Raw genomic sequence first — 24,140 nt, 5'->3', positions numbered from 1 at the left:
AGTGGTGCCGCAAATGCTCAATCTGCTCAGTCCAGTCCCGTCAGCGTGACCCTGGTGGCAGCTCCGAGCAGCGTCAGCCCAGGCAGCAGTGTCCCTCTGAAGGCTCAGGTTTCGGGAGCAACCAATACTGATGTCAACTGGACGGTGAACAGCATCCCCAACGGCAACGCCACGGTGGGCACCATCACTGGCAGCGGGAACTCGGTCACCTACACGGCCCCCAAGAACGTTGGAAACTTCGTGTTGGCCGCCACCAGCGTGTCGGATCCGACCAAATCCGACAGTGCTCAAGTCATCGTGACCCCGACCACCCCGATCACTTCAGTGGTGGTGAGCCCCAGCACCTGGTCTTTGAATGCAGGAAGTCAAAAGCAGTTCGCCACCACGGTGTCCGGCACAGGATCCTATGACTCGGCGGTGACCTGGTCGGCCCAGCGGGGAACGATCACGGCAACGGGCCTCTACAGCGCTCCTGCCACCAGCGGCACCGATGTGGTGACGGTCAAGAGTGTGCAGGATCCCACCAAGTCCGCCACGGCCACTGTCACGGTGATCGGTTCCGATCCTGTGGTGCCCACGGTCACGGCCGTGGCCATCAGCCCCGCTTCCTGGTCGATGAGCGGCGGAACCCAGAAGCAGTTCACCGCCACGGTGACGGGGACCGGCGCCTTCAGCAGCAGCGTGGTCTGGTCCGCCCAGCACGGCAGCATCGACAGCAGCGGCCTCTACACGGCACCCGCCAGCGGCAGCGACACAGTGACGGCCATGAGTGTGGGCGACACCAGCAAATCGGCAACGTCCGCCATCCTGATCCAAAGTGGCTGCGCTCCTGCGCCCACCGCTTCCACGGTGGTGAATGTCCGGGATTCGGCCTATGGCGCCAAGGGTGATGGCACGACCGATGACACGGCCGCCATCCAGAAGGCGGTGAATGCGGTGAGCGGAACAGGCGGCACGGTGCTGATTCCCGATGGCACCTACATGATCAATGCGGTGAAGCAGAACAGTTCGGGCATCCGCCTGGGGAGCAACATGACCCTGAGCCTTTCCGCAGGCGCTGTCCTCAAAGCCATTCCGAACTCGGCGGGAACCTACGCCATCGTGGCCATCAGTTTTGCCAGCAAGGTCAACGTCGTGGGCGGAACCCTCCTGGGGGATCGCAGCGCCCACTCGGGCACCAGTGGCGAATGGGGCATGGGCCTCTCCATCAACAATTCGGATCAGGTGGTGATCCAGGGCGTGACCGCGAAAGAGTGCTGGGGAGATGGCTTCTACATCACCGACCTCTGCTCGAATGTGACCCTCTGCAACGTGACCGCGGACCACAACCGCCGCCAGGGATTGTCCGTCACCAGCGTCAATGGGCTGGTGGTGAAGAATTCGGTCTTCAAGAACACCCAGGGCACGGCCCCTGAGTGCGGCATCGACGTGGAGCCGAACGGCGGGCAGACCTGCAACAACATCCACATCAGCGAGTGCATCTTCTCGGGCAACGCGGGCGGCGGCATTCAGCAGGGCGCCTCAGAGGCCGACATGAGCTACACCTTCGCGACGAACACGATCATCGAGAACAACGAGGTCTTCGGCAACGGAGGCTCCAGTTACAAGGATGGCGGCATCGCCTTCTCCTGCTGCGATTCAAACATCATCCGGAACAACTACATCCACGACAACCTGGACAATGGGATCAAGACCTATGGCCAGGCCACGAAGCTGACCATCACCGGGAACCGGGTGATGAACAACAAGGGCGATGGGATGCTGTTGACGGGGTGCAGTGGGGCGGTGGTCACGGACAACACGGTGACCGGTAACGCGGGAACGGGCATCTACCACGATGCCTCGTCGGGGACCTATGCCCCCAACACCGTGAACAGCAACGGGCAGTGATTCAGAACGGAATCGTCTTCCGCCGGGCAAACAAAGGGAGGGGCCCCAGGTCAGGAAGGAAGACCTGGGGATGATGGGAAGCAGGCATTCAGAGACCCTTGCGGGGACCTGAATGCCTGCTTTGGTGCGCATCGCCTTGGTGGGGGTCCCGTTCATCCATATCCTTTTGCTGGCAGGCCGTCTTTCGAGATGATCGGTAGGCACACCCTGGGGTGCGGGATTGTTATGGGTATTAAAACGATTCAGATAGATGTATTGCTTTGGTAATTTTCATGCTTTTCCCCTTGAGGCCTGTGCCCTGAATGTGGTCCATTGGAATCAGAGAGCCATGGATGGCAATGCCGGATTGATCCCATTCCTACCCGTGGGCTTCTGATGAAAGGATCGAATGCTTCTCTGGAAATCCCACGGCCTGAAAATTGCCGAGCTCTGGTTCGACGAACAACTTCCGGCTGGATCCAAGCCGGACATCATCCGGTTCCGTCAATCGCTCACACCGAAAGGGGAGGGGGTTTCCGATTTCTTCTCCCTGGTGACCGACCTTGCCCTCGACGAAGATGCACTGGCGGCGCGCCTTCAGAAGGATAACCGTTATAAAATTCGCCGCGCCGAGGAGAAGGATGGCTGCCTTCTGGAGATCTGGAAAGGAGAGGCAGCCTTTTTCGATGCTTTCGTGACGTTCTATCAGGACTTCGCGGCCCAGAAAGGGTTGGCCGGGCTTGATGTCGGCCATTTGCGCCTCATGCACCGGGCGGGGAGGCTGGATCTTTCCAGGGCCACGACCCCCGAGGGTGAACCTCTGGTTTACCACGCCTATTACACGCACGGTGACCGCGTGCGGCTGCTCTTTTCGGCCTCCAATTTCAGAGGCAGCAGTGACAATGGATTCCGCTCCTTGGTTGGCCGGGCCAATCGATGGTTGCATTGGCGGGACATCCTGCGGTTCAAGGCCGAAGGGAAGGCCTGGTACGATTGGGGCGGTTGGTACGAAGGGAAAGAGAACGCCGATCTGCTGGGCATCAACCAATTCAAGGAATCGTTCGGTGGCGAGCCCATCCATACCTATCACGGCGAAGCCCTGCTTACGCTGAGGGCGAAGGTGTCTGTCTGGGTTGCGCGACTGATTGGCCGGAGATAACCATGTGTGGATTCGCCGGATGCTGGCACGGGGCCCCGCTGGAGGCCGATGCACTGCACGGACAGGTTCAGGGAATGACGGATCGTCTGCTTCTCCGCGGTCCGGACGACGGTGGCATCTGGACCGATCCGCCGGTCGGTTTGGGCCTTGGGTTCCGCCGCCTCTCCATCCTCGATCTGACGGAGGAGGGGCACCAGCCAAAGGCTTCCGCCAGCGGGCGGTTCATCATCACCTTCAACGGCGAAATCTATAATTTCAAGGAACTGCGCCAGACTCTGGAAGGGCTCGGAGCGACCTTCCGGGGGCACTCGGATACGGAAGTGATCCTCGCCGCCATCGAGCAATGGGGTGTGGAGGCGGCGGTCCGGCAATTGAATGGGATGTTCGCGATCGCCCTGTGGGACACGCAGGAACGCACCCTGCATCTGGCTCGGGACCCCCTTGGCATCAAACCCCTCTATGTGGGCGTGCTGAACGGAACCCTCCTTTGGGGTTCAGAACTGAAAGCCTTGCGCGCCCATCCGGCCTTCACGTCCCGGATCGATCCCGATGCTCTGTCCCTGTATTTCCGCCATGGCTTTGTGCCCAGCCCCTACAGCATCTACGCCGGTGTACGGAAGCTGGCCCCTGGGCACCTCCTCACCCTCACGAGCCCTGGCGGGGAGATGCAGCCTCGCCCCTTCTGGACCCTGCGCGAGGTGGCTGAGGAGGGACTCGCCAATCCCTTCGGAGGGACGGACCAGGAGGCGATCCAGGCGGTCGAGGCCTCGCTGTTTCAGAGCGTGGGGCGGCAGATGGTGGCAGATGTGCCCCTGGGCGCCTTCCTCTCCGGAGGGGTTGACTCCTCGCTGATCGTCGCCCTCATGCAGGCCCAGAGCTCCCGGCCGGTGCAGACCTTCTGCATTGGATTCCGTGAGGATTCATTCAATGAGGCCCATCACGCACAGGCGGTGGCCAAGCATCTCGGGACCGATCACTCGGAATGGATGGTCAGCGCAAAAGATTTCCTGGGGCTCATCCCAGACCTGCCGGATCTCTATGACGAGCCGTTCGCAGACCCTGCCATGATCCCAACCTGTCTGGTGTCCCAGCTGGCTCGCCGGAAGGTGACCGTCAGCCTCTCGGGGGATGGTGGCGATGAGGTGTTTGGCGGCTACAGCCACCACCTTTCCGCTTGCGGCGGGCGCCTGTCCAGGGCCCTTTCCCATTCTGCGGGGGTGCGATGGGCCATGGGGGTGGGAACCTCAACCCTGTCTTCCGCCGCCGGACTTCTCCCCGGGAAGTCGGCGGCGTTCATGAGTGACGCCCTGAAGTACCGTTCCCACCTCTACCGATTCAAGGATGCGGTGACGTACTACCGCGAACGTGTGGCTGGGCAGTCCCGGGCGGCAGAATCACTCTTGAACTCTTCCCGCATTCCACCCTACCTGCTGACGGAGCCGCTGGCTTTGAGGGAACCGCATGATGTGGTGGATGCCTTCATGTATCTCGATTCCATGATGGTGCTGCCCGATGAATATTTGACCAAGGTCGACCGGGCGACCATGTCGGTGAGCCTGGAAGGACGGGTTCCCTTCCTGGATTCGGATGTGGTGGCCCTGGCCTGGCGGTTGCCTGCGCGGATGAAGATCCGGGACGGGCGGGGCAAGTGGGTGTTGAGGCAGGTGCTCGAACGCCATGTTCCGAAAGAGATCATTGATCGGCCGAAGCATGGCTTCAGCGTCCCCATCGCGGATTGGTTGAGGGGCCCCCTGAAGGCATGGGGGAAAGCCCTGCTCGATGCGCGCCATCCCGAACTGCAGGAGCTTTTGTCGAGCGAGGCCATCACGCGCGTCTGGACAGAGCACCAGCAGTCGTTGCGCTCCCACGGTGTCCTGCTCTGGAAGCTGCTGATGTTCAAGGCGTGGTACGCCCGCTGGTGTGCAGAGGACTGATTACAGCCCTTTTCTGGCCTTTCCCAACGCCATCGAATCCTCTTCGAGCAGCCGGACCATTCGGCAGATGAGTGATGCTCGGAGTGCCAGAAGTCGGGTTCCCGGCAGGACCGGGCCCATCTGCGCGCGAACCATCCGAACCCATGAGGTTGGGATGATGCGCTTGAGAGCTGCTCGCAGGGAGCGGTTCGGTGCCATGGGTGAAGGTGCTTTGCGCACCCCGGCCAGAAGGGTTTCCCGAAATGCATCGGGAAGGATGCTTTGGGCTGTTTCCGACCCGAGCTCCTCTTCCAGCCAGCGGGAGTACACTGGAGAATCCAGAAAGCCGTTTCGATCGTCGTCGGCCCCCATGGTGGCGTAGGGAATCGGCGGACTGGCTGATTTGGCGATGTCCTTGAACAGCCCTTTGTCGGTCCGCATCGGATCGGGCATCTCGCGGACAAAGGCCAGCACCTGTCTGGAGAGCAGGGGACTGGCGATCTCGACAAAGGGGGCCTTGACGTCATTCAAAGCCGCCAAGCCGATGGGAATGCGGAAGGCATGGTAGAGGCGATCCCGGTAGGTGGCGAGGGTCTCGTCCTCTCGCTGTTTCAGCGGTTCGGGGATGTGCTGCCTTCCTCCGGAAAGGCGCTCGGCCGTGGCCTCGTCCATGAAATCCGTCAGCACCAGCAATCCGACCGAGGACCTGGCCTGAGGCGCGGAAGAGACTGGAATCCAACCGAACCCTTCATCGCCTCGGATGACACCACCGATGCCCTGCTCGGCGAATGAGGACCAGAGTCTGAGGCCATCCAAATACGGGAAGAGTTGGTCCGTCGTTCCCCCGCTCGCCGCCAAGAACGCATCTACCACGTGTGTCGGCGGCTCTTCGGAAAGCTCGGTCAGCAGGTATTCATGCGGCAGGCCAAAGTGGCTGGCCAGCTGTTTCGCGATGAAGGCATCGTTGCCAGGCTGGGTGAGTGACGCGGCCAGTCCCCAGGTCATGGTCCGGGGCCTCAGCCCCTTCGCGTAGAGGGCCGAGAGGATGAATCTGCAATCGTAGCCGCCGGACAACGGGAAAGCCCAATGGCCGGAGGTGAAATCGAATCCCTGAATGGCTTCCAGCAGGATTTCCTCTAAGTCACGCCGACACTCATTCGCCTTTCTGGGCTTCGGATGGAACGCGATGGGTGATGTCTGGAGTTGCAGGCTCCAATGTCGCTTGTCCAGCACCAGGCGCGAACCTTGAGGCAATCGCTGGATGCGTTCATCCCAGCCGTCGGTGGGGCCCAGAGAGCCTGAGGAGAGGAACCAGGCAGCGGCAGCCCGGTTGACGTCAAAGCCTTCCAACAGGCAAATGAGAGCCCGCTGGGACGTGGCTGCGAAAAACCCCTTTTGGGTCTGGACGTACCAGAGCGTGCGCGAACCGGCGAAATCCGAACAAAGCTCAGTCGTAGCCTTGTTTGAACGGATGAGTGCGAAGGTGCCCTCGGGGACGGCTGATCCTGGCACATGCCAATCGGGCCAAGCCCCTTGGAACGCCCCCAGGTGGGCCGACATGCCCTCAACCGCTGATGCACCGAGGGGTCCCGTCAGACAAAGGGCTTCTTCAGGAGTGATCACCAAATGGTGCGGGCGCAGCGACGAGCTCGAGGGGGCGATCCGATCTGCCACCAGGCCCAGCATCGCCCCGTCCAGGGCATCTTCAGGCGCACGCCACAGGGCATAGATGAGATTGGACAAGGGATCCCTCCGGACTTATCGGGGGCGTTGGGAGGCGATGGCGCGGTTGATGGCATCTTCCCACATGCCAACCACCCGTTCCGTGGAAAACCTCTCCACCACTTCCAGGGCCCGTTTGCCGAGGCGGGCCCGATCCTCCGGATCGTTCATCAACTGCACCATGGCCTCGGCCAGTGCCTCTGGGTTGGCGGGGGGGACCAGCCGCCCGTTCACTCCGTCCTGGATGATTTCGTTCACAGCCCCACCGAACCGAGTGCTGATGACAGGGCAGCCACAGGCCATGGCCTCAACCAAGGCATTGGGAAAGCCCTCGGCATGCGAGGACATGACAAAGAGGTCGGCGGCGCACAAGACATCGAAAGGGCGATCCGTCAGGCCCTTGAAATGAATGCGCTGCTCCATGTCCAGATCTCGGACCATCTGCTCCAAGGCCTTCCGCTCTGAACCTTCGCCCCAGACCTCCAATTCCCACTGCGGGGCCCTGGCGGATGCCGCGGCGAAGGCAGCCACCAGGACATCGAAACCCTTGACGGGAGACAGTCGGCCCAAGGCAACCATGCGCAGGTTCTGGCCTGCCGTGGGAGGTGCCACCGGTGGAAGGGGTGGCAGGGGCACAGGGTTCGGGATGACCACGCCCCGAGCGCGAACCTTGGGAGGGAACCAATCCAGGACGGCCTGTGACTGGAACACGATCACGTCCGCGCGGGGATAGGTCAGGTTGCGGATGCCTTCCCAGAACCGGCCCAGGGATCTTCGAGATGGATCGGTGCGCTCTGAGATGATCACGGGAATGCCAAGGCCTCGTGAGGCCATGACCATCAGTGCGTTCTCCTTGTCGATGAAGGAGATCAGGACGTCTGGCCGAATCCTTTGGATCTCTCGGCGAAGGGTTCGGATGCGCTCGAGGTTGTTGGCAAGGGCAGACAATGGGGACTGACTCGGTTTCAACAAGTTCAAAGGCCGGACTTCAATGGATTCCGCCAAAGGGTAGAAGGGTTTTGAATCGGGTTTGTCCATGGTCAGGAAGGTCGTCTCCCAGCCTTCCTTCGCCGCCCACTCATTGGCCAGGATGGAGGAGACGCGTTCCGCGCCATGAGCGACCAAGGCCCAAATGAAAAAGCAGACTTTCACTTTGTTGCCTTTCTGACAGAACGGCATCCAGCCCTGGAATTCAACGCTACGGCCCGCTGCACGGCCTTTGATGTCAACCGATTCCAAGCCAAAAGTCAAGGCGATCTGCCCGAAATTCCTGGCTTTACGCATGAGAGTGGACCTGTCACTTGACTGGAACCGCACTGGTTCATTTTGGAACCCGGCCGGTGACAGCCGTGTGTTGCACCGGCGCTGATGACGATCTCCAGGTCATCGTTTGAGTGGTCCTGGCTTTAGTGGAATGCGGCCAGTGGGCACCATTTTCCTTGATTGGTCCTGGATGAAATCGACTCTGATAACCTGGAGCCTTCGTGCGCATTCCTGTCCTGAAAGGCCCTTCCCATTTATGAGTAACGTGAACAGCCAGCCAAATGCATCGTGGAACACCGACGGTTCCAATGCCGCCCGTGCGACACCCTTATCAAACGGGGCCCACTATCTGATCCGATTCGACGACATCTGCCCGACGATGAACTGGAAGGCCTGGGAGGCCATCGAGGCCCACCTGTTGAGATACTCCGTGCGCCCGATTCTCGCAGTGGTTCCTGACAACCGGGATCCGAAATTGATGGTCGATGCCCCGAATCCAGCCTTCTGGGACCGTGTTCGCACTTGGCAGGCCAGGGGCTACACCATTGCGCTTCACGGGTTCCAGCATGTCTACGTGAACAAGAATCCCGGAATGATTGGAGTGACCGCTCAAAGTGAGTTCGCAGGGCTCTCCTATCAGGAGCAGGAGCGCAAGCTCAGCAGCGGCTTGGCCATTTTCGCCGAGCAAGGCGTCCGGGCGGACGCCTGGGTTGCGCCCTCCCATTCCTTTGACGCCTGTACGGTGGAGATTCTTGGGAAATTGGGCGTCTCGGTCATCAGTGACGGATTGGGCTCACGCCCCTTCACGGATGCAGCGGGCATGACTTGGATTCCCCAACAGCTGTGGTCCTTCCAGGCGAAGTCTTCAGGCGTGTGGACCGTTTGCAATCACCACAACTCCTGGACGGACGAAAGGGTGGAGTGGTTCGGCGACATGCTCGCGCTGTATTCGGACCGCATCACGGACTTGCCTTCGGTGGTGAAGGCGTTCTCAGGGTTGAGGCGGCCCTGGTTGGACCGCCTCCAAGCCTCCTACAGCCTGATGTGGGGGCACCGCCTTCGCCCCGCGCTTTCAAAAACCCTGCGGAATTGGACCGGCTCCAGGCCCGCCGCCCGCTGATGGGGTCTTCAGCGGAATCCGTGTGGCGGCAGACTCGAATCGAAATGATCGAGATCCCTCAGCGCCGGACTCATGGGAAGGAGAAAGAGGAGGGAGAACCCGATCCAACCGGTGAAGTCCGTCAGCATCTGGTGATTGGCCAACGAGAAGGCGAGCAGGATGAAGCACAGGGCAAACAACATTCGATGAACCGATGGTTCCAGGGGCTGCTGCCGAGTACGTGAGATGTGGAAAGCGATGGTGGCGAGGAAGGTCAGCAATCCCACCCAGCCCGCATCAACAAACAAAGCCATGTACAGGTTGTGGGTGCCCTGTCCCGGGAAGCCACGTCTCGTCAGGGTTTCCTTGGATTCATCCCCTTCCGCGCTGTATAAACCGTATCCGTACCAAGGTTCCCGGGCGATAAAGGGCAGCCACTGTTTGGCAAGATCCATCCGGGATTCCTCGCCCCGTTCTCGAGTCTTGGATTCACTCAGGTCGAGCACGCGCGAAAGCGTGGGGCTCTCTTTGATGAAGCTGAATCCGCCACCTTTCGAGGAACTCAGGAAGCCCACTCCGAAAAGGAGCAGGACCGTGGCAACCAGGACCGCCTGGACCTTTCTTTTCTTGCTGGCGGCAAAGATGAGGTAGAGCAAGGCGAGCATGATCGCGATCCAGAACGCGGTTCGGCTGGCCGTCAGGTAGATGATCAAGACCCCTGAAATCCGGCCCAGCCAAGCGATCCATCGGCTGGCCCAGAATGAGAGCACAAGTAGGAAAAGGGCCGCCAATCCGGCCTCGTTGGCGTTCCCCCAAAGTCCGGCGAAGCGGTCTGAACCGAGGGTGGCGTTGATGCGCAAGAAGAATGGGTGTTGTTGATACTCCGGGAACGAAATGAGCCACATGGTCACCAGCAGGTTTCCCAGAAGCCCCCACTGTGTGGCGTTGGCGAAGAACCGAAATCGCCTCGGATGGCTGGTCACAATCGCCATGGCTCCGATGATGCAGAGAAAACGAAACCAGAGCCGTAATCCCGAAGCCAGGATCGGATAGGGCGCTGCGAGGGTCCCCCAGCAGATGTAGATCGTCAGCCAGGCAACCAGGGGCAGGGCAGGCCGGATCAGGCGGGGCAGCCACAACTGCAAGCCGAGAATGATGATGCAGGTGAAAAAGATGGCCCACACCAGCCAAAGGGTGTTCCGAGAAGAGACGTAAATAATGGAAGGCAAGGCGCCTTCGATCATGATCGTGAGGATGATCACCATCACAACATATGACAGGGTGATCTTTCCGTCAGCGGGTTGCTCGGAAAACCTTGTGAGTAGGGACATCAGGACAGGGGCTCAGGTTGTGCTTCAGCGGCAATCGCTTCCTGCTTTCCCTGGAGGATCTGACGGACGCCGCGGATGCTGAAGAAGACCAGAATGGGAACCAGGAAGCAGGCCGTAAGGATCAAGTTGCCGTGCGACCACCACAGTATCAGTCGGCAGCCTCCGAAGCACACCAGGGACAGGCCCAGGTCCTTCCCCAATTTTCCAAGCACCTTGGGAATGGGGCCGTCGACGAGTTTGAAGAGCCATACGAAGTAAACCAGCATGTACAGGGCGCTGGTGCCTCCGAAAAGCCACATGGCGAGAAGGTCATTGTGGAAGGCGATTCCCACCATCAGCGATCCGGCCCGCAGAATGAACTGGGCGATTTGGAACAGAAAACTGGTGCGTTGGCGTTCCAGAATCAGAGGCAGTGCCTCAAGGGGATAGACCAGGAAGCTGAAGAAAACCCACGGCGCCAACGCTGCCGAGTACTGGCCTGCCCTGCGCCATTTGGCCCCGAAGACCATGACGAAGATCAACTCACCGAACAGGGCCAGAAACACAGGGAAGAAAGCGTTCACTCCACTGATGCTGTTGATCAGGCGCAGGGTCAGGCTGGTGAGTTTGCCCTCTTGTTGAGCCTGCTTGGCCCTGGAATAGAACACCGGCGTGATCGCCCCGCTGATCAACATCGTAGGAAGAAAGAGCAGACGCTGGCTGAGAGAGAACTGGCCCGTGCAGACGCTTCCGAATCCCTTGGCGAGCAGGAAGACGGGAATGTAGACGCTGAGGCTGTTCAGAAGAACGGACCAGGTGGTGTAGAGCGGATAGCGGTAGTGGCGCTTGGCGGCAGCCTTCAGCTTTTCGAAGCTGAAGCCTTGGCGCTGGGTCCGGTAATCCGAGAAAGCCAGATGGGACAGTGTTCCTGTCTGATAGACATTGGCAGCCAATGACCCGACGACCAGCCCCATGAGCCCGGCATGCAGGAATCCCAGTCCCACCGTGCATGATGATGCGATGACCCCTGAGAGCACGGAGGTCAGGGATAGCTTCGGGAAGGCCCGCTTGCGCATGGCCCAACGGGAGAGCGCGCTGTACAGGCAGACGAATCCAATGCCCAGGGGGAGATACCAGAGGAAACGGCCGAACTGTTCGTCGCCCTTGGATATCCAGCGGGCGAAGGGTGCACCCGCAAACACGGTGACAACGACTGATCCCGCAACCCATACCCCGGTGAAGAGAAGGCACAGGACCAGCACATGGAAGGCCTCTGAGTCATCCTCGATGGTTCCCAGGGCCATTTCGTATTGGAGGGTTCCCACCACGCCCGTCAGGCTGAAGATGGCCCCGAACACGGCCAGGGTTCCATAGTCTCCCGGTGTGTAGAGGCGGGAGTTGATCGGACCGACCACCACACTGAGCGCCTGCCCGATGAAGACGCTGCCGCTCACCACCATCACATGCTTGGCGAAAGATGAGCCTTCGAACAATTGTTTGAATCGAGCGATCCAGGTCTGGACTAGCGACATCTACCTCACCTCAATCAAGGGGCAACCGGATATTGGAATGGGAACCTTGGGGCTGGGCCAGAAGGGGGGCTGTCCCGCTCTGCCGTTCAACAACCGGTAGGTTCTGAACCACCGAAAACGGCCCACCTCCGGTTTTGAAATCCCCATGGCCCTGCGACTCCTGGATGGACACACGTGGGGAACTCAACGAACCCGGGACGGGCCATATCAACTCACTCCATGTTAGATCAAAACCAATCACCTTTTAAAACATGTCTGAAAAAAACAATCTCGCAAAGGGCTGCCCACATAGGTGTTCCCTGTCGACGGGTCGGACAGCACTTGAAGGTTCCCCAAAAAAGTACGAACCAGTTCGTTGACAAATTACGAACTGGTTCGTATGTTGTCTCCAGACCCCCTGGAGGCTCCATGTCCACCGCGCCCATCCGCCCTTCCGATGGCGAGCTCGCCATCCTCCGGGTGCTCTGGGCCCGGGGGCCTGCGACGGTTCGGGATGTGCACACCGAGCTGTCGAAGGACCGGGACATGGGCTACACCACTGTGCTGAAGCTCATGCAGATCATGGTGGAGAAGGGCCTGGTGGCGCGGGACGAACGCGCGCGTTCCCACACCTACCGGCCACTCCAAGGTGAAGCTGAAACCCAGCGCTGCCTGCTGAAGGAGCTCTTGCACAAGGCCTTCGCAGGCAGCCGCCGGGAACTCGTCCTCCAGGCCCTTGAAGCCGAGCCCGCCTCGGCCGAGGAATTGGAGGACATCCGCCAGATGTTGAAGGCCGCCAAGGGGAGGGCTTCATGAACGCATTTGATTTGCTACCCCTGGCGCGGGCTCTGGGCTGGGCCCTGCTGCACAGCCTCTGGCAGGGGGCGGTGGTCGGCCTCCTGGCGGCCGGATGTCTCCACGCAGCCCGGGATTGGGCACCTGCCATCCGCTACCGGCTGGCGGCCACCAGCCTGGCCATCATCATCCTGGCCTTCGCTGGAACCTTTGTCTGGATGCTCCCGCATGGGAATGCGGCGCTTTCCGCGGAAGGGGCGCTGTTGGCCCCGATCCTAGGCTCAAACTCGTTTGGCGGAAGGTGGCCCCAGCTATGGGCTTCCATCGCCTCCTGGGTGCCCTGGCTGACTTTGGTCTGGGGACTGGGTCTTGGCCTTCGTCTCTTCAAAGTCGCAGGGGGATTGGTCTGGCTTTACGGGCCCTGCCTGGACGGAGCTGAACCGCCACCGAACGATTGGCAGCGGCGCTTTGATGCCCTTCACCGAACATCCGGCATTCGCCGCATGGTGCGCTTCGCCAGTTCCCGCAGCGTGGATTCGCTGCTGGTGCTCGGATGGCTGCGGCCCGTGATACTCGTGCCAACCAGCGCCTTCCTGGCCATGCCACCCGAAGCCCTGGAAGCTTTGCTGATTCATGAACTGGCCCATATCCGCCGCGGGGACTACCTGGCGAACCTCGTCCAGACCCTCGCCGAATCGCTCCTGTTCTACCACCCCGCCGTCTGGTGGCTCTCCGGGCGCATCCGCCAGGAGCGTGAGCACTGCTGCGATGATGCGGCAGTGCAGGCCTGCGGCGATCCGATCCTGTACGCCTCTGCCCTCCTGGGGCTGGAGGAACTGCGAACCCAGCCCAAGCTGATTCCCGATCTGGCCGTTGCGGCCAGTGGAGGTCGACTCATGTCCCGCATCCAACGCCTTCTCCGTCCCCGTCCCATGTCAGGCGCGATTTCCCCGGCGCTCTTCCTGCTTCCCGCCTGCCTGCTGGCAGCCATGCTGGGAACGGCCAGCCTCACCGCAAGACCTGCCGATGAGCTGAAGCCGACAGCCGCTCCCAAGTCCGAGACCAAGGCCGAGGAACCGGTCGATATGGACTTCAAACAGATCGTCATCAAGCATCAACCGGAGGCGCCGTCCTATCCGCCTGAGGCCAAGGAGGCCGGCATCCAGGGTACCGTGGTGGTGCTCCTCACCATCGATGTGGAAGGCCTGGTGTCCTCGGCCAAGGCCATTTCTGGCCCCGAAGAACTGCATGAGTGCGCCGTGGACTACGCCAAGGCCTGGATCTTCGAGCCGGCCAAGCTGAACGGGAAGTCTGTGCCCGCCCGCTTCAAGCTGACCATGCCTTTCAGGTTGCTCTAATGCTGTTTCACTTTCTCCGGGTGGCTGGGAACGGCCATCCGGAGAAAGTGCAGCGCGATGTGGGCCCGCTTCGTTTTGGAATCCGCCTGGTTCGAGGTTGATGGTGAACGTTTGGCTCAAGGGTTTTCTTCCTTTGTCTCTCCTGATGCTGGGCGGCTGCAACAAGCCCCGCATCGATGTCTGGCCACAGCAGGTGCAGGCGGCCCTGGCGCGGAACGTGGCCGGTCTCAGCGCCGATGAGCGCGCTGAGTATGAGGCAGGGTTTGGTGATGGCGCGGCCATGGTCCATCAATCGTTGAAGGCAGGCGTGCGGCCCTTCCGGCCCGTCCTGCACCAGCCGAGCGCGGCGCCTCAAGCCATGGGTCCGCTGCCGGAGGGGGTGGAGCGGGTGGTCGCCGCGCCTGTGGTGGAGGTGGATTCCGAAACGGGGCTGCTGATGGTTCCCGCCAGCGGCGCGAAGAGTGACGCCTTCGCCCGGGGCCAAGCCGATGGCTTCACATGGGCCTTGGCGGCCATCGGGCAGAGCCTGGTGCGTCCGGTGCCCGGCCTGGTGTTCCCTGCGAATTGGGCACCCTTCCAGCGGCCCCAGGAAGGGCAAGATCTCGATGTCGGCAAGAAGACCGTGCGCCTGCTCTGGGCGCCTGGGCACCTGGCCTGGGCCTGGAAGGAGCGGGGCTTTCCCAGTCAGCACAACTGGCGAACCTGGACGGAGGGCGAAGCGCCAAGCTGGATCAGCCTCAGCGAGCAGGCCCTTTGGGTGGAGACCCGCCGCGGACACGCCTTGGCGGTGGATCTGGAATCCGGCGGCATCCTGGCTGTCCGATCGGCGGTGCCTCACGCTGCGCCGGAAACCCGGGACTGGAGCACGTACCAGAAGGAGACCCTGGCGGAATACAACGCCCCGGAGACCCAGCGGGAACTGGCGGCCCTGCGGGAAGCCACCACCTCCGGCGAAGTGGCTGATCTGCTGGCGATCGCCAAGCGGTTGACGAAGCTCGGGGAACCGGCCGAACGCGAGGCGTTCATCTGGTATCTGAAGGCCGCCGAAAGGGGCAGCTCCGAGGCCATGCTCGAGACAGGCGTGCTGCTCTTTCATGGCAAGTCCATTCCCGCGGACAAGGTCGCCGCGAGGCAGTGGCTGGACCGCGCCATTCAGGCAGGCGAACCCGGGGCTCAGGAGGTGAAGGACCTGCTGTTCCAGGAAACGAAATAGCCAGCTCGTGGCGGATCCTGCGTCATCCCACACCTGACCTCTGGTAACCGTTGCGCGGGCCCCGGAGGCCCGGCCATGCTCGATCCCACATTCCGAGGTGATTTCATGGCTTTGACGGTGGACGGCATCTTCGCCTTGATGCCCGAGCTCTTTCTTCCCGAAAAGGCCCAGGGCCTGACGGTCTCCGTCTACTATCAGGTGACGGGGGAGGGCGGTGGCGATTACACCTGCCTCATCGAGAACGGCGCCTTCACGCTGAAGCGCGAGGCCAAGCCGGATGCCACCTCCGTGGTGGTGATCAGTGGCGAGGATTGGATCGCCCTCAACGAGGGCAAGCTCGATCCCATGCAGGCCTTCATGACTGGCAAGCTCAAAGGCACCGGCGATCTCGGCCTGCTTCAGAAATTCCCGAAGTTTTTCAAGAAGCCCCAGAAACAGGGCGGCCCTGTGAAGCCACTGAAGGACCTGGTTCCTGCCCGCCTGGGCCTCGTCGGAGCGGGCCTCGAGGTCAGCGTCGGCGGCGAGAGTTGGGGCGACGGCGCCGAGGTGCTCGGCGACGAGGCGGCGGTGCGTGGCCTGGTATGCGGCCTCGCGGATCCAGGCCCCGCGCTGCTCGGCGGCCAGCTCCAGTTCAAAGGTGACATGGGCCTGCTGCGCAAGGCCTGGAAGACCTGGTCGGCGGAGCCGGAAATCACCTTCCCGGACACCCCCGGCGGCAAGGCCCTGGCGACCCTGCGCCGCCGCTACAGGGGCGGCGCCTCCGGCACCCTGGAAGTGAAGGTGGAGGGCGTGCCCTACCGCCTCGATTTCAGCCCCGAGGGCCTTTCCGTGCGCCCGGGCGAGGTGGAAGGGGGAGCCGCGCTGGGCATCTCCGATGCCGATTTCGCGGCGCTCAACGCCGGCAAGCTCAACCTGGTGGCGGCCCTGCTGGGTGGTGCCATCACGGTGAAGGGGGACATGAGTCAGGTGGCGGCCTACACGGCCCACTTCGATGCGGATGTGAACCCGGCGCAGGGCCTTCTGGAATCCATGCCCGAGCGTTTCAATGCGGAAAAGGCAGGGGATCTCGAAGCTGTTGTGGGGTATCAAATCGACGACATGGGTTACACAGTGTTAATCCGCAACGGAACCTGCATGGTCTTCCCTCGCCTACTCAAACCCTGTGATACGCTTTTGAAAGCGAAAGCTGACGACTTTGTCGCCATGAGCACCGGAACGCTGAACGCCCAGGAGGCCTTCATGACCGGAAAGATCCAGATCGAAGGGGACCCACTGCTCATGCAGAAGGTGGCCAAGAGTTTCCGGCGGCCGGAGGTCTAGCAACCATGCCCAGAGGCAATTCCCGCAAACCCCAGCAGTCCTCTCCAGCTTCGGCTGTCGGCGTCCTTCGCATGGCGAAGGCCATCCCCACCATCGAGCGGCAGGCCGCGGGCCCCGTCAAGGCACCCGAACCTTCCGTGGTGGTGGACAACGGCCTGCCCTGCAGCGGGCGGTGCGGGCACTGCGACTGTCACCCCTGCCAGCTGCACGCGCCGATCTGAACCCTTCAAGAGGCATCTTGCCGAATCGCCATCAACGATAGCGATCCACCACGGAAACACCGAGCCCACTGAGAGGGTACGGAGGCCTCCGTGCTCCTCTGTCATGGGCAGGCCGTTGGCCGCTTCCGGCAAGGCCGGAAGCCACAGGAGGCGGTGGCGCCGGATTTCTTCGAGGGCATCCGGCTCCTCCGCCTCCTGTGTGCCCATACTCCGTGGCTCCGTGGTGGATCCTTTCTTATTTAGAGCGAAACGGTTTCAGGCGCCTTCCCACAGTTCCCGCAGACGCTGGTACCCGGCGCGGCTGACGGGCAGCCGGGCGCCATCCCGCAGGATGGCATCGCGGTGTTCCTTCGTGTCCTGCTCCACCCGCACGAGCCGGTCCAGGTTCAGGATGTAGCTGCGGTGGATGCGGATGAAGCGGTTCGGATCGAGCTGAGCCTCAAGGCTGGCGAGGGTTTGTTGCTTGAGCAGGTTCTTGCCCTCGGTGCGCAGCAGCACGTAGTCGTCCTGGGCCTGCACCCAGTCCAGGCGGTCCAGATGCACCACGGTGACCTTGGGGCCATCCTTCACGACGATGCGTTCCAGGGGCTTGCCCTGGCGGGCGGAGGTGGCCAATTCCGTGGCGGTGATTGCAGGCGTGGAAGCGCTCGCGGGCTGGGCCGACTGGAGGGCTCGCGCCTTGGCCAAGGCGCCGTCGAAGCGATCCTTCGAGAAGGGCTTCAGCAGATAGTCCACGGCATGGGCCTCGAAGGCCCGCAGGGCGTGCTGATCGTAGGCGGTGACGAAGACCACGGCGGGCCGCTTGCCTTCGGCTTCCAGCAGTTCCAGCACCTCGAAGCCATCCAGCTTGGGCATCTGGATGTCCAGGAAGATGAGGTCGGGCTGGAACTGGGCAGCCGCCTTGATGGCTTCAAATCCGTTGGCGCATTCGGCAACCACTTCCACATCCGGGTGGGCGGCCAGATGCTCGCGTACCACGGCGCGGGCCAGTTCCTCGTCGTCAATGATCAGGGCTTTCATGGGATCAGGCCTTTCATGGTTCAGTCTCCAGGGGGAATACCAAGGTGGCGTGGTGGACGCCCTCGCGCACGCCGGCCTCGAAGCGGGCGCGGCTGCCGAATCGGCCCAGCAGCCGCTGGCGCACCTGCCGCAGGCCGATGCCCAGGCCCTGCGGCACCGGGGCATCCTGATCCAGCGGGTTGTCCACCTTCAAGATGACGTGCCCATCCAGCACCTCGGCGCTGACCGCGAGGACACCGCCTTCCGGCAGGGCCGCGATGCCGTGCTTGATGGCGTTCTCCACCAGGGGCTGCAGCAGCAGGGTGGGCAGGAGGGCGGGCTCGGCGGCGGGATCCACCGTCCAGGCGAGTTGCAGGCGCTGGCCGAAGCGGATCTGCTCGATGGCCAGGTAGGCCTTGGCCAGATCCAGCTCTTCGCGCAACGCCACCAGCCGCCGCTCACCCAGGCCCAGGCTGCGACGGAGGAAATCCGACAGCAGCACGCACATCTCGCGCGCTCGTGCAGGATCCACCGCCGTCAGGGCCGACAGTGAGTTGAGGCTGTTGAAGAGGAAGTGCGGATTCAGCTGTGCCCGCAGCGCCTTCAATTCGGATTCCTGGGCCAGCAGCTGCAGCTCGGCGCCCTTGCGCTCGGCCTCGACCGCGCGTTCCTGGGCGAGGATCAGGTAGTTGAGGGCCACGGAGGCGAGGTACAGCAGGATGCCGAGGCCCGTGAGCACCGGCAGCGCGGTGTCCACCCGCGGGGGCAGGTCGCCCAGGCCCGGAATCCAGGCCAGCAGCCGCGCGAGCATCCAGGCGAGACCTGACCAGAGGCTGCCCATGAAGATGGCCGCCATGGCCCAGGCAGCGCCGTGGCGGCCCAGGCCCTCCACGGTCCGGCCCAGCGGAAGGGCCCGGCAGAGGAACCAGGCCGACAGGAACAGGAGGGCGGCCAGCAGGCAGAGCGGCACCGCGAGGGAGACCGCCCCCTCCCAGCTCCAGCCCTGGGACCGGGCGATGGCGATGAGCAGCAGCGCAATGGGGACCCACCCCAGCAGGTAGGCCCCCAGGCGCGCGCGGCTGGCCAGCAGGGGGTGCATCAGGATTTGACCTCGGTGCCGCCGAAGAGGATCAGGCCTGTGATCACCAGCCGTGGCCGCTCACCCGCATGGCTGGGCGGTCCGTGGTGGGTGGCGTCGCTCAGGCCGCCGAACATGGCCGTGGCGCGGTTTGCGATCTCCCAACCCTCAGGCACGCGGATCTCACCGCCGCCGAAGAGGATGAAGACATCGATGCGGGCTTGGCCCGATTCCAGCATCGCCTGGCGGAGATCCACTTCGTAGCCCCCGAAGATGGCCGTCAGCTCGCCGCCCTTGAAGGCATGGCTGAACATGCGCCGCTTGAAGGCCCCGAAGATGGCCGTGCCACGGAGGAAATCCTCGGATTGGGCCAACTCCGGCGGCACGCGCCGGTTCTGCTTGAGCGCCTTGACGACGATGAGGATGCCCAGCGCCACCACGAGCATGGGCCCGATGGCATCAGCCAGGTGCCCGCGGGCGAAGGTGACCAGCAGCAAAAAGCTGCCGCCCAGCACCAGCAGCCAGCCGCCCATGCCGCCCTCGCTGCCTTCCTGTCGGATCTTGGCGAAGCCCATGACCACGAGCACCAGGGGCCAGAGTTTGAGGATGGTGTGGGCCTCGACGAGGTTCAAATTATCGAGCGTGAGAATCAGGCCCAGCGCGATGATGGCGATGCCGAGCACCAGCTTGGGGCTGAAGGGGCTCGGGGGTTTGGTGTCGTCAACAGGAGTCATGGCCTCACCTGGGTGGTGTCTGATTCAGCATCGCCGGAAACGGCGGTCCTTGGCGATGGGGGGATGTCCTTGCCCTTCTTAGGGCGCTTCGGCTGGGGGAAGATGGCCCGCAGGGTGACGATGATGCCACCCCAGATGATGAAGCCCGGCCACCAACGTTCCAGCAAGCCCCAGGGGCCGAACTGAGAAATGAACCCTGCCGCTGCGAAGGCCAGCCACACATGGCCGCGCAGGCTGAGGATGCCATCCTGGGCCAGGCGCGCGAGCCCGAAGGCCGCCAAGGCCAGTGGCCACCAGGTGAGCAGATGCCAGGCGTCATACCAGTGAAGGCTGTCAGCCATGAGGATGAGGCCCACGGCCAGGACCGTCAGGCCGAACACCAGCTTGGTGGAGAAGAGGGGGCGTCGTTCCTGGACATTCATGAGTGGTATTCCTTTCTGCCTGATCCGAAGGGCGACACATAGGCCAGGGAGGGCAGGCACAGCAGCAGCAGCCACCAGGCGCCGTCGATGAACCATCCCGCATGGACCATGGGTCTTTCCTCCTCAGTGACCAAGCTACGGGCATCCCGTGGCCATGTCGGGCAGGGATCGGCGAATGACGGGCCAGAACCGGCGAGCGGTCATTCCCAGTGAATGCTGCCGCCCCGGCTGCGTTCGCGCCAGGTGTGCTCCAGGGTGGGCACCAGGTCCGGCGGGCACTGGAAGCGCAGCACCGCCGCCTCCTGATCGAAGGTCTGCTCCAGTACCGCCGCGGCGGGGAAGGCCCCCAGCAGGGCGAAGGGCAGGTGGGCCTGGGCGGCGGGGACGCGGATCTCCCCCGTGCGGAGGATGCGGACTTCCTCCCAGAGACCAAGAGCATCGGCTTCCGCCAGGGCCCCCTGCACACCCTCCGTGTAGGCCCGCACCAAGCCCCCGGTGCCCAGCTTGGTGCCCCCGTACCAGCGGATGCAGATCGCGATGAGATCCGTGACCTCGGCGCCCTCCAGCACCGCCAGCATGGGACGGCCGGCCGTGCCCGAGGGTTCGCCGTCATCGTCGGCGCCGAAGGCCGAGACCGGCACCCCCTCGCGCCAGGCGCTGCAGTGGTGGGTGGCGTCGAAATCCCTCTTGCGCAGTAGGGCCAGCACCGCCGACCGCTCCTCCGCATCCCGCGCCGGATGCAACTCCGTGAGAAAGACCGAGGCCTTCTCACGGAACCGGTGGATGGCGATCTCCTTCAGACGGCGCATGGACTGACTGTACCGCCGGTTGTCTACTTCAACCCATCGATGATCGCGTTGAAGGTGGCGCTGGGGCGCATGGCGGCGGCGGTCTTGGCCTTGTCGGGGTGGTAGTAGCCGCCCATGTCCACGGGCCTTCCCTGCGCGGCGATGAGTTCGTCGTTGATCTTCGCTTCGTGGCCGCCCAGGGCCTGGGCCACGGGGGCGAAGCGGGCCTGCAGGTCGGCGTCCTTGGTCTGGGCGGCCAGGGCCTGGGCCCAGTAGAGGGCCAGGTAGAAGTGGCTGCCGCGGTTGTCGATCTGGCCCACTTTGCGGGCGGGGGACTTGTCGTTGTCCAGGAACTTCGCGATGGCCTGATCCAGCGTTTCGGCGAGCACCGCGGCCTTGGCGTTCTGGAAGGCGTTGGCCACGTGTTCGAGGGAGGCGCAGAAGGCGGAGAATTCGCCCAGGCTGTCCCAGCGCAGGTAGCCCTCCTTCTGGAACTGCTGCACGTGCTTGGGGGCCGAGCCGCCGGCGCCGGTTTCAAACAGGCCGCCTCCGCCCAGGAGCGGTACGACGGACAGCATCTTGGCGCTGGTGCCCAGCTCGATGATGGGGAAGAGGTCGGTGAGGTAGTCGCGCAGCACGTTGCCGGTGACCGAGATGGTGTCGAGTCCTTTGCGGATGCGCTCGCAGGAGAGCTTCATGGCTTCGACCGGAGGCAGGATGCGGATGTCGAGACCCGCCGTGTCGTGCTGCTTCAGGTAGGTTTCCACCTTGGCGATGACCTGGGCGTCATGGGCGCGCTGCCGGTCCAGCCAGAAGATCGCGGGCGCGCCGGTGATGCGGGCGCGCGACACGGCCAGCTTCACCCAGTCCTGAATGGGAGCATCCTTGGTCTGGCAGGCACGGAAGATGTCGCCGGCCTCTACCTTCTGGCTCAGCAGGGTGGCGCCATCGGCATCGACGATGCGGATGGTGCCTTCGGCCGGGGCGAAGAAGGTCTTGTCGTGGGAACCGTACTCCTCGGCCTTCTGGGCCATGAGGCCCACATTGGGCACGCTGCCGATGATGGCTGGATTGAAGGCGCCATGCTGCTGGCAGTCCTCGATGATGGCCTGGTAGATGGTGGCGTAGCAACGATCCGGAATCATGGCCAGGGTGTCGTGCAGCTTGCCGTCCGCGCCCCACATCTTGCCGGAGTCGCGCACGACCACGGGCATGGAGGCGTCCACGATGATGTCGTTGGGCACGTGCAGGTTGGTGATGCCCTTGTCGGAGTCCACCATGGCCAGGGCCGGGCGCGTGGCATACACCGCCTGGATGTCCGCCTCGATGGCGGCGCGGCGGGCTTCGGGCAGGGCCTGGATCTTGGCGTAGACATCGCCCAGGCCGTTGGCGGTGTTGATGCCCAGTTCGTTGAGGGTGGCCAGGTGCTTGTCGAAGACCGCCTGGTAGTACACGGACACCGCGTGGCCGAACATGACGGGATCGGAGATCTTCATCATGGTGGCCTTCAGGTGCAGCGAGAGCAGCAGCCCTTCGTGTTTGGCCACGTCGATCTGCTCGGCGTAGAAGGCCCGGAGGGCGCGGACGTTCATCACGGAGGCGTCCAGCACCTCGGCCTCTTTCAGGGCCAGCTTCTCCTTCAGCACCTTGACTGAGCCGTCTGCCGCCACGAATTCGATGCGGGCCGTGGTGGCCTTGGGCAGGGTAACGGAGGCTTCGCTGCCGTAGAAGTCGCCACCGGTCATGTGGGCCACGCGGGCCTTGGAATCCGGGGCCCAGGCTCCCATTTTGTGGGGGTGCTGTTTGGCGAAATTTTTCACGGAGAGCGGCGCGCGGCGGTCGGAGTTGCCTTCGCGCAGCACGGGATTCACGGCACTGCCCAGCACCTTGGCATAGCGGGACTGGATGGCCTTGTCCACTTCCTCGGTGGGCTGTTCCGGATAGTCAGGCACAGCGTAGCCCTGGGACTGCAGCTCCTTGATGGCCGCGATGAGCTGGGGGATGGAGGCGCTGATGTTGGGCAGCTTGATGATGTTGGCTTCGGGTTTCAGGGCCAGTTCGCCCAGGCGGGCCAGGTTGTCGGGCACCCGCTGGGCCTCGGTCAGCCTCTCGGGAAAGGCCGCCAGAATGCGGCCCGCCAGGGAGATGTCGGAGGTCTCCACTTCGATGCCGGTGCCATGGGTGAAGGCCTGGATGACCGGCAGCAGGGAATAGGTGGCGAGGGCAGGCGCTTCGTCGATCTCGGTCCAGATGATTTTCTGCGTGGTCATGGCGACTCCTTGGATGTTCAGGCTCCGCTGGCCTCAGGGGGCCGGCTAGCTCATCGGTGTGCGAAGAACGGATAGAAAGGCAGACTCCCACGGGGAAAGCGGCGCTTCAAGCGGCTTTCCCGAAGGAAGGGCGGAATGGGACCTAGGTCACGATGGAGCCCATGACAGGCATGGCGGAACCGGAAGCGGCCCGCACGGCGCCCTTGGCCACGGCGAAATCCATGCGGCCCAGGTTCACCCCGCCGAAGCCCACCTGGAAGACCAGGGTTTCGCCCTGGGCCTGGGGCACCTTGGTGGGCTTGTCCAGGAAGGTGTGGCTGTGGCCGCCGATGATGGCGTCGATGCCCGCCACCTGGCCGGGCATCTGCAGATCGTCGGGGGCGCTGCCGTTCAGGTTGTAGCCGAGGTGGGAGAGCACCACCACCAGGTCCACCTTCTCCACCTCGCGCAGCCGCTTCACGATGGGCTTCAGGCTGTCGTAGGGATCCTTCCAGGTGATGCCTTCGTGGTTCTTGGGGGCCACCAGGCCCGCGAAGGCCACGCCCACGCCGGTGATGCCGACGCGAAGGTTGGAGACCTCCTTCACCAGGTAGGGCCGCACCCGCTTGCCGAGACTGGGCGCGCCCTTGAAATCGAAGTTGCAGTTCACGAAGGCGAAGGGCGGGTTGGCGTGCTGGAGCTGCTCCATGGATTCCATGGCCTCCACCAGCATGCCCACGCCATTGTCGAAGTCGTGGTTGCCCAGGGTGCCGGCATCGTAGCCCACCATGCGCATGAGCTGGTAGTCGAGGCGGCCCTTGTAGCGGTTGAAGTAGGGGGTGCCCTGGAAGGTGTCGCCCGCATCCAGCAGCAGCACGGCGCCCAGCTGCTGCCGCAACTGCTTCACCAGGGTGGCCCGGCGGGCCACGCCGCCCAGACCGCTGATGGCGCCGTTGCCGGGGCCGAAGGGCTCGATGCGGGAATGCGTATCGTTGGTGTGCAGCAGGGTGATGCGGCCTGAGCCCGCAGGCGCAGCATCCGCCCCGGCCCGCAGGGGCAGCTGGGAAGCGACGGCGGCGGCGCTCAGGGAGGCGAGGAATTGTCGGCGGTCCATCAC

General features: G+C 63.1%; 21 protein-coding genes. 10 read left to right on the top strand and 11 right to left on the bottom strand.

Features of this window, described 5'->3' with window-relative positions:
* Window positions 1–144 precede the first annotated feature (144 nt).
* The 3 genes from Q9293_RS10645 (at window position 145) to asnB (ending at window position 4,962) form a co-directional block, all read left to right on the top strand.
* Window positions 145–1,890, top strand: coding sequence for a right-handed parallel beta-helix repeat-containing protein (locus Q9293_RS10645; protein ID WP_306246256.1), 1,746 nt, complete (start codon window positions 145–147; stop codon window positions 1,888–1,890).
* A 388-nt stretch (window positions 1,891–2,278) separates the two neighbouring features.
* On the top strand, window positions 2,279–3,028 hold the full coding sequence (locus Q9293_RS10640; protein ID WP_306246254.1) for a hypothetical protein: 750 nt from the start codon (window positions 2,279–2,281) through the stop codon (window positions 3,026–3,028).
* Between the two features lie 2 nt (window positions 3,029–3,030).
* Window positions 3,031–4,962 carry an asparagine synthase (glutamine-hydrolyzing) gene (gene asnB / locus Q9293_RS10635; protein WP_306246252.1) on the top strand — a complete coding sequence of 644 codons (1,932 nt, stop codon included), beginning with the start codon at window positions 3,031–3,033 and terminating at the stop codon, window positions 4,960–4,962.
* On the opposite strand, the gene Q9293_RS10630 is transcribed toward asnB, so the two are convergent.
* Both Q9293_RS10630 and Q9293_RS10625 read right to left on the bottom strand, forming a co-directional pair.
* Complete coding sequence (locus tag Q9293_RS10630; protein ID WP_306246250.1) at window positions 4,963–6,684, bottom strand: hypothetical protein; 1,722 nt, start codon at window positions 6,682–6,684, stop codon at window positions 4,963–4,965. It abuts the gene before it with no gap.
* 15 nt (window positions 6,685–6,699) lie between these two features.
* A complete protein-coding gene (locus tag Q9293_RS10625; RefSeq protein WP_306246247.1) occupies window positions 6,700–7,842 on the bottom strand; it encodes a glycosyltransferase family 4 protein in 1,143 nt (380 codons plus the stop codon).
* On the opposite strand from Q9293_RS10625, the gene Q9293_RS10620 reads away from it, so the two are divergent.
* Window positions 7,777–7,968: a hypothetical protein gene (locus tag Q9293_RS10620; protein ID WP_306252458.1), complete on the top strand. Its 192-nt coding sequence runs from the start codon at window positions 7,777–7,779 to the stop codon at window positions 7,966–7,968. The genes Q9293_RS10625 and Q9293_RS10620 overlap by 66 nt on opposite strands.
* Before the next feature lie 337 nt (window positions 7,969–8,305).
* Window positions 8,306–9,046, top strand: coding sequence for a DUF2334 domain-containing protein (locus Q9293_RS10615; protein WP_306246245.1), 741 nt, complete (start codon window positions 8,306–8,308; stop codon window positions 9,044–9,046).
* 8 nt (window positions 9,047–9,054) lie between these two features.
* On the opposite strand, the gene Q9293_RS10610 is transcribed toward Q9293_RS10615, so the two are convergent.
* Window positions 9,055–10,290, bottom strand: coding sequence for an O-antigen ligase (locus Q9293_RS10610; protein WP_306246243.1), 1,236 nt, complete (start codon window positions 10,288–10,290; stop codon window positions 9,055–9,057).
* Between the two features lie 65 nt (window positions 10,291–10,355).
* Window positions 10,356–11,867, bottom strand: coding sequence for an oligosaccharide flippase family protein (locus Q9293_RS10605; protein WP_306246241.1), 1,512 nt, complete (start codon window positions 11,865–11,867; stop codon window positions 10,356–10,358).
* 408 nt (window positions 11,868–12,275) lie between these two features.
* On the opposite strand from Q9293_RS10605, the gene Q9293_RS10600 reads away from it, so the two are divergent.
* From Q9293_RS10600 to Q9293_RS10580, 5 genes are all read left to right on the top strand, one after another.
* Window positions 12,276–12,662: a BlaI/MecI/CopY family transcriptional regulator gene (locus Q9293_RS10600; RefSeq protein ID WP_306246239.1), complete on the top strand. Its 387-nt coding sequence runs from the start codon at window positions 12,276–12,278 to the stop codon at window positions 12,660–12,662.
* On the top strand, window positions 12,659–13,999 hold the full coding sequence (locus Q9293_RS10595) for a M56 family metallopeptidase (protein ID WP_306246237.1): 1,341 nt from the start codon (window positions 12,659–12,661) through the stop codon (window positions 13,997–13,999). The genes Q9293_RS10600 and Q9293_RS10595 overlap by 4 nt, the downstream gene beginning before the upstream one ends.
* 100 nt (window positions 14,000–14,099) lie before the next feature.
* On the top strand, window positions 14,100–15,212 hold the full coding sequence (locus tag Q9293_RS10590; RefSeq protein WP_306246235.1) for a tetratricopeptide repeat protein: 1,113 nt from the start codon (window positions 14,100–14,102) through the stop codon (window positions 15,210–15,212).
* A 75-nt stretch (window positions 15,213–15,287) separates the two neighbouring features.
* Window positions 15,288–16,532 carry an SCP2 sterol-binding domain-containing protein gene (locus Q9293_RS10585; protein WP_306246233.1) on the top strand — a complete coding sequence of 415 codons (1,245 nt, stop codon included), beginning with the start codon at window positions 15,288–15,290 and terminating at the stop codon, window positions 16,530–16,532.
* Window positions 16,533–16,537: 5 nt separating this feature from the next.
* Window positions 16,538–16,753: a hypothetical protein gene (locus Q9293_RS10580; protein ID WP_306246231.1), complete on the top strand. Its 216-nt coding sequence runs from the start codon at window positions 16,538–16,540 to the stop codon at window positions 16,751–16,753.
* A 255-nt stretch (window positions 16,754–17,008) separates the two neighbouring features.
* Here Q9293_RS10580 and Q9293_RS10575 read toward each other — a convergent pair whose 3' ends face one another.
* From Q9293_RS10575 to Q9293_RS10545, 7 genes are all read right to left on the bottom strand, one after another.
* The gene (locus tag Q9293_RS10575) at window positions 17,009–17,773 is read right to left on the bottom strand and encodes a LytTR family DNA-binding domain-containing protein (RefSeq protein WP_306246229.1); all 765 of its coding nucleotides are present in this window, start codon (window positions 17,771–17,773) and stop codon (window positions 17,009–17,011) included.
* A gap of 13 nt (window positions 17,774–17,786) precedes the next feature.
* Window positions 17,787–18,851 carry a sensor histidine kinase gene (locus tag Q9293_RS10570; RefSeq protein ID WP_306246227.1) on the bottom strand — a complete coding sequence of 355 codons (1,065 nt, stop codon included), beginning with the start codon at window positions 18,849–18,851 and terminating at the stop codon, window positions 17,787–17,789.
* Window positions 18,851–19,564, bottom strand: a complete 714-nt coding sequence (locus tag Q9293_RS10565; protein WP_306246225.1) for a LiaI-LiaF-like domain-containing protein — start codon at window positions 19,562–19,564, stop codon at window positions 18,851–18,853. Before Q9293_RS10565 ends, Q9293_RS10570 begins: the two co-directional genes overlap by 1 nt.
* Complete coding sequence (locus Q9293_RS10560; RefSeq protein ID WP_306246223.1) at window positions 19,561–19,986, bottom strand: LiaI-LiaF-like domain-containing protein; 426 nt, start codon at window positions 19,984–19,986, stop codon at window positions 19,561–19,563. Before Q9293_RS10560 ends, Q9293_RS10565 begins: the two co-directional genes overlap by 4 nt.
* Window positions 19,987–20,186: 200 nt before the next feature.
* On the bottom strand, window positions 20,187–20,795 hold the full coding sequence (locus Q9293_RS10555) for a YigZ family protein (protein WP_306246221.1): 609 nt from the start codon (window positions 20,793–20,795) through the stop codon (window positions 20,187–20,189).
* Between the two features lie 23 nt (window positions 20,796–20,818).
* Window positions 20,819–23,044, bottom strand: coding sequence for an NADP-dependent isocitrate dehydrogenase (locus tag Q9293_RS10550; RefSeq protein WP_306246219.1), 2,226 nt, complete (start codon window positions 23,042–23,044; stop codon window positions 20,819–20,821).
* Between the two features lie 142 nt (window positions 23,045–23,186).
* Window positions 23,187–24,137: a bifunctional UDP-sugar hydrolase/5'-nucleotidase gene (locus Q9293_RS10545; RefSeq protein WP_306246217.1), complete on the bottom strand. Its 951-nt coding sequence runs from the start codon at window positions 24,135–24,137 to the stop codon at window positions 23,187–23,189.
* Window positions 24,138–24,140 lie beyond the last annotated feature (3 nt).

The organism is Geothrix sp. PMB-07 (assembly GCF_030758935.1).
GTDB lineage: Bacteria > Acidobacteriota > Holophagae > Holophagales > Holophagaceae > Geothrix.
This window is presented reverse-complemented; position numbering and strand designations above follow the sequence as displayed.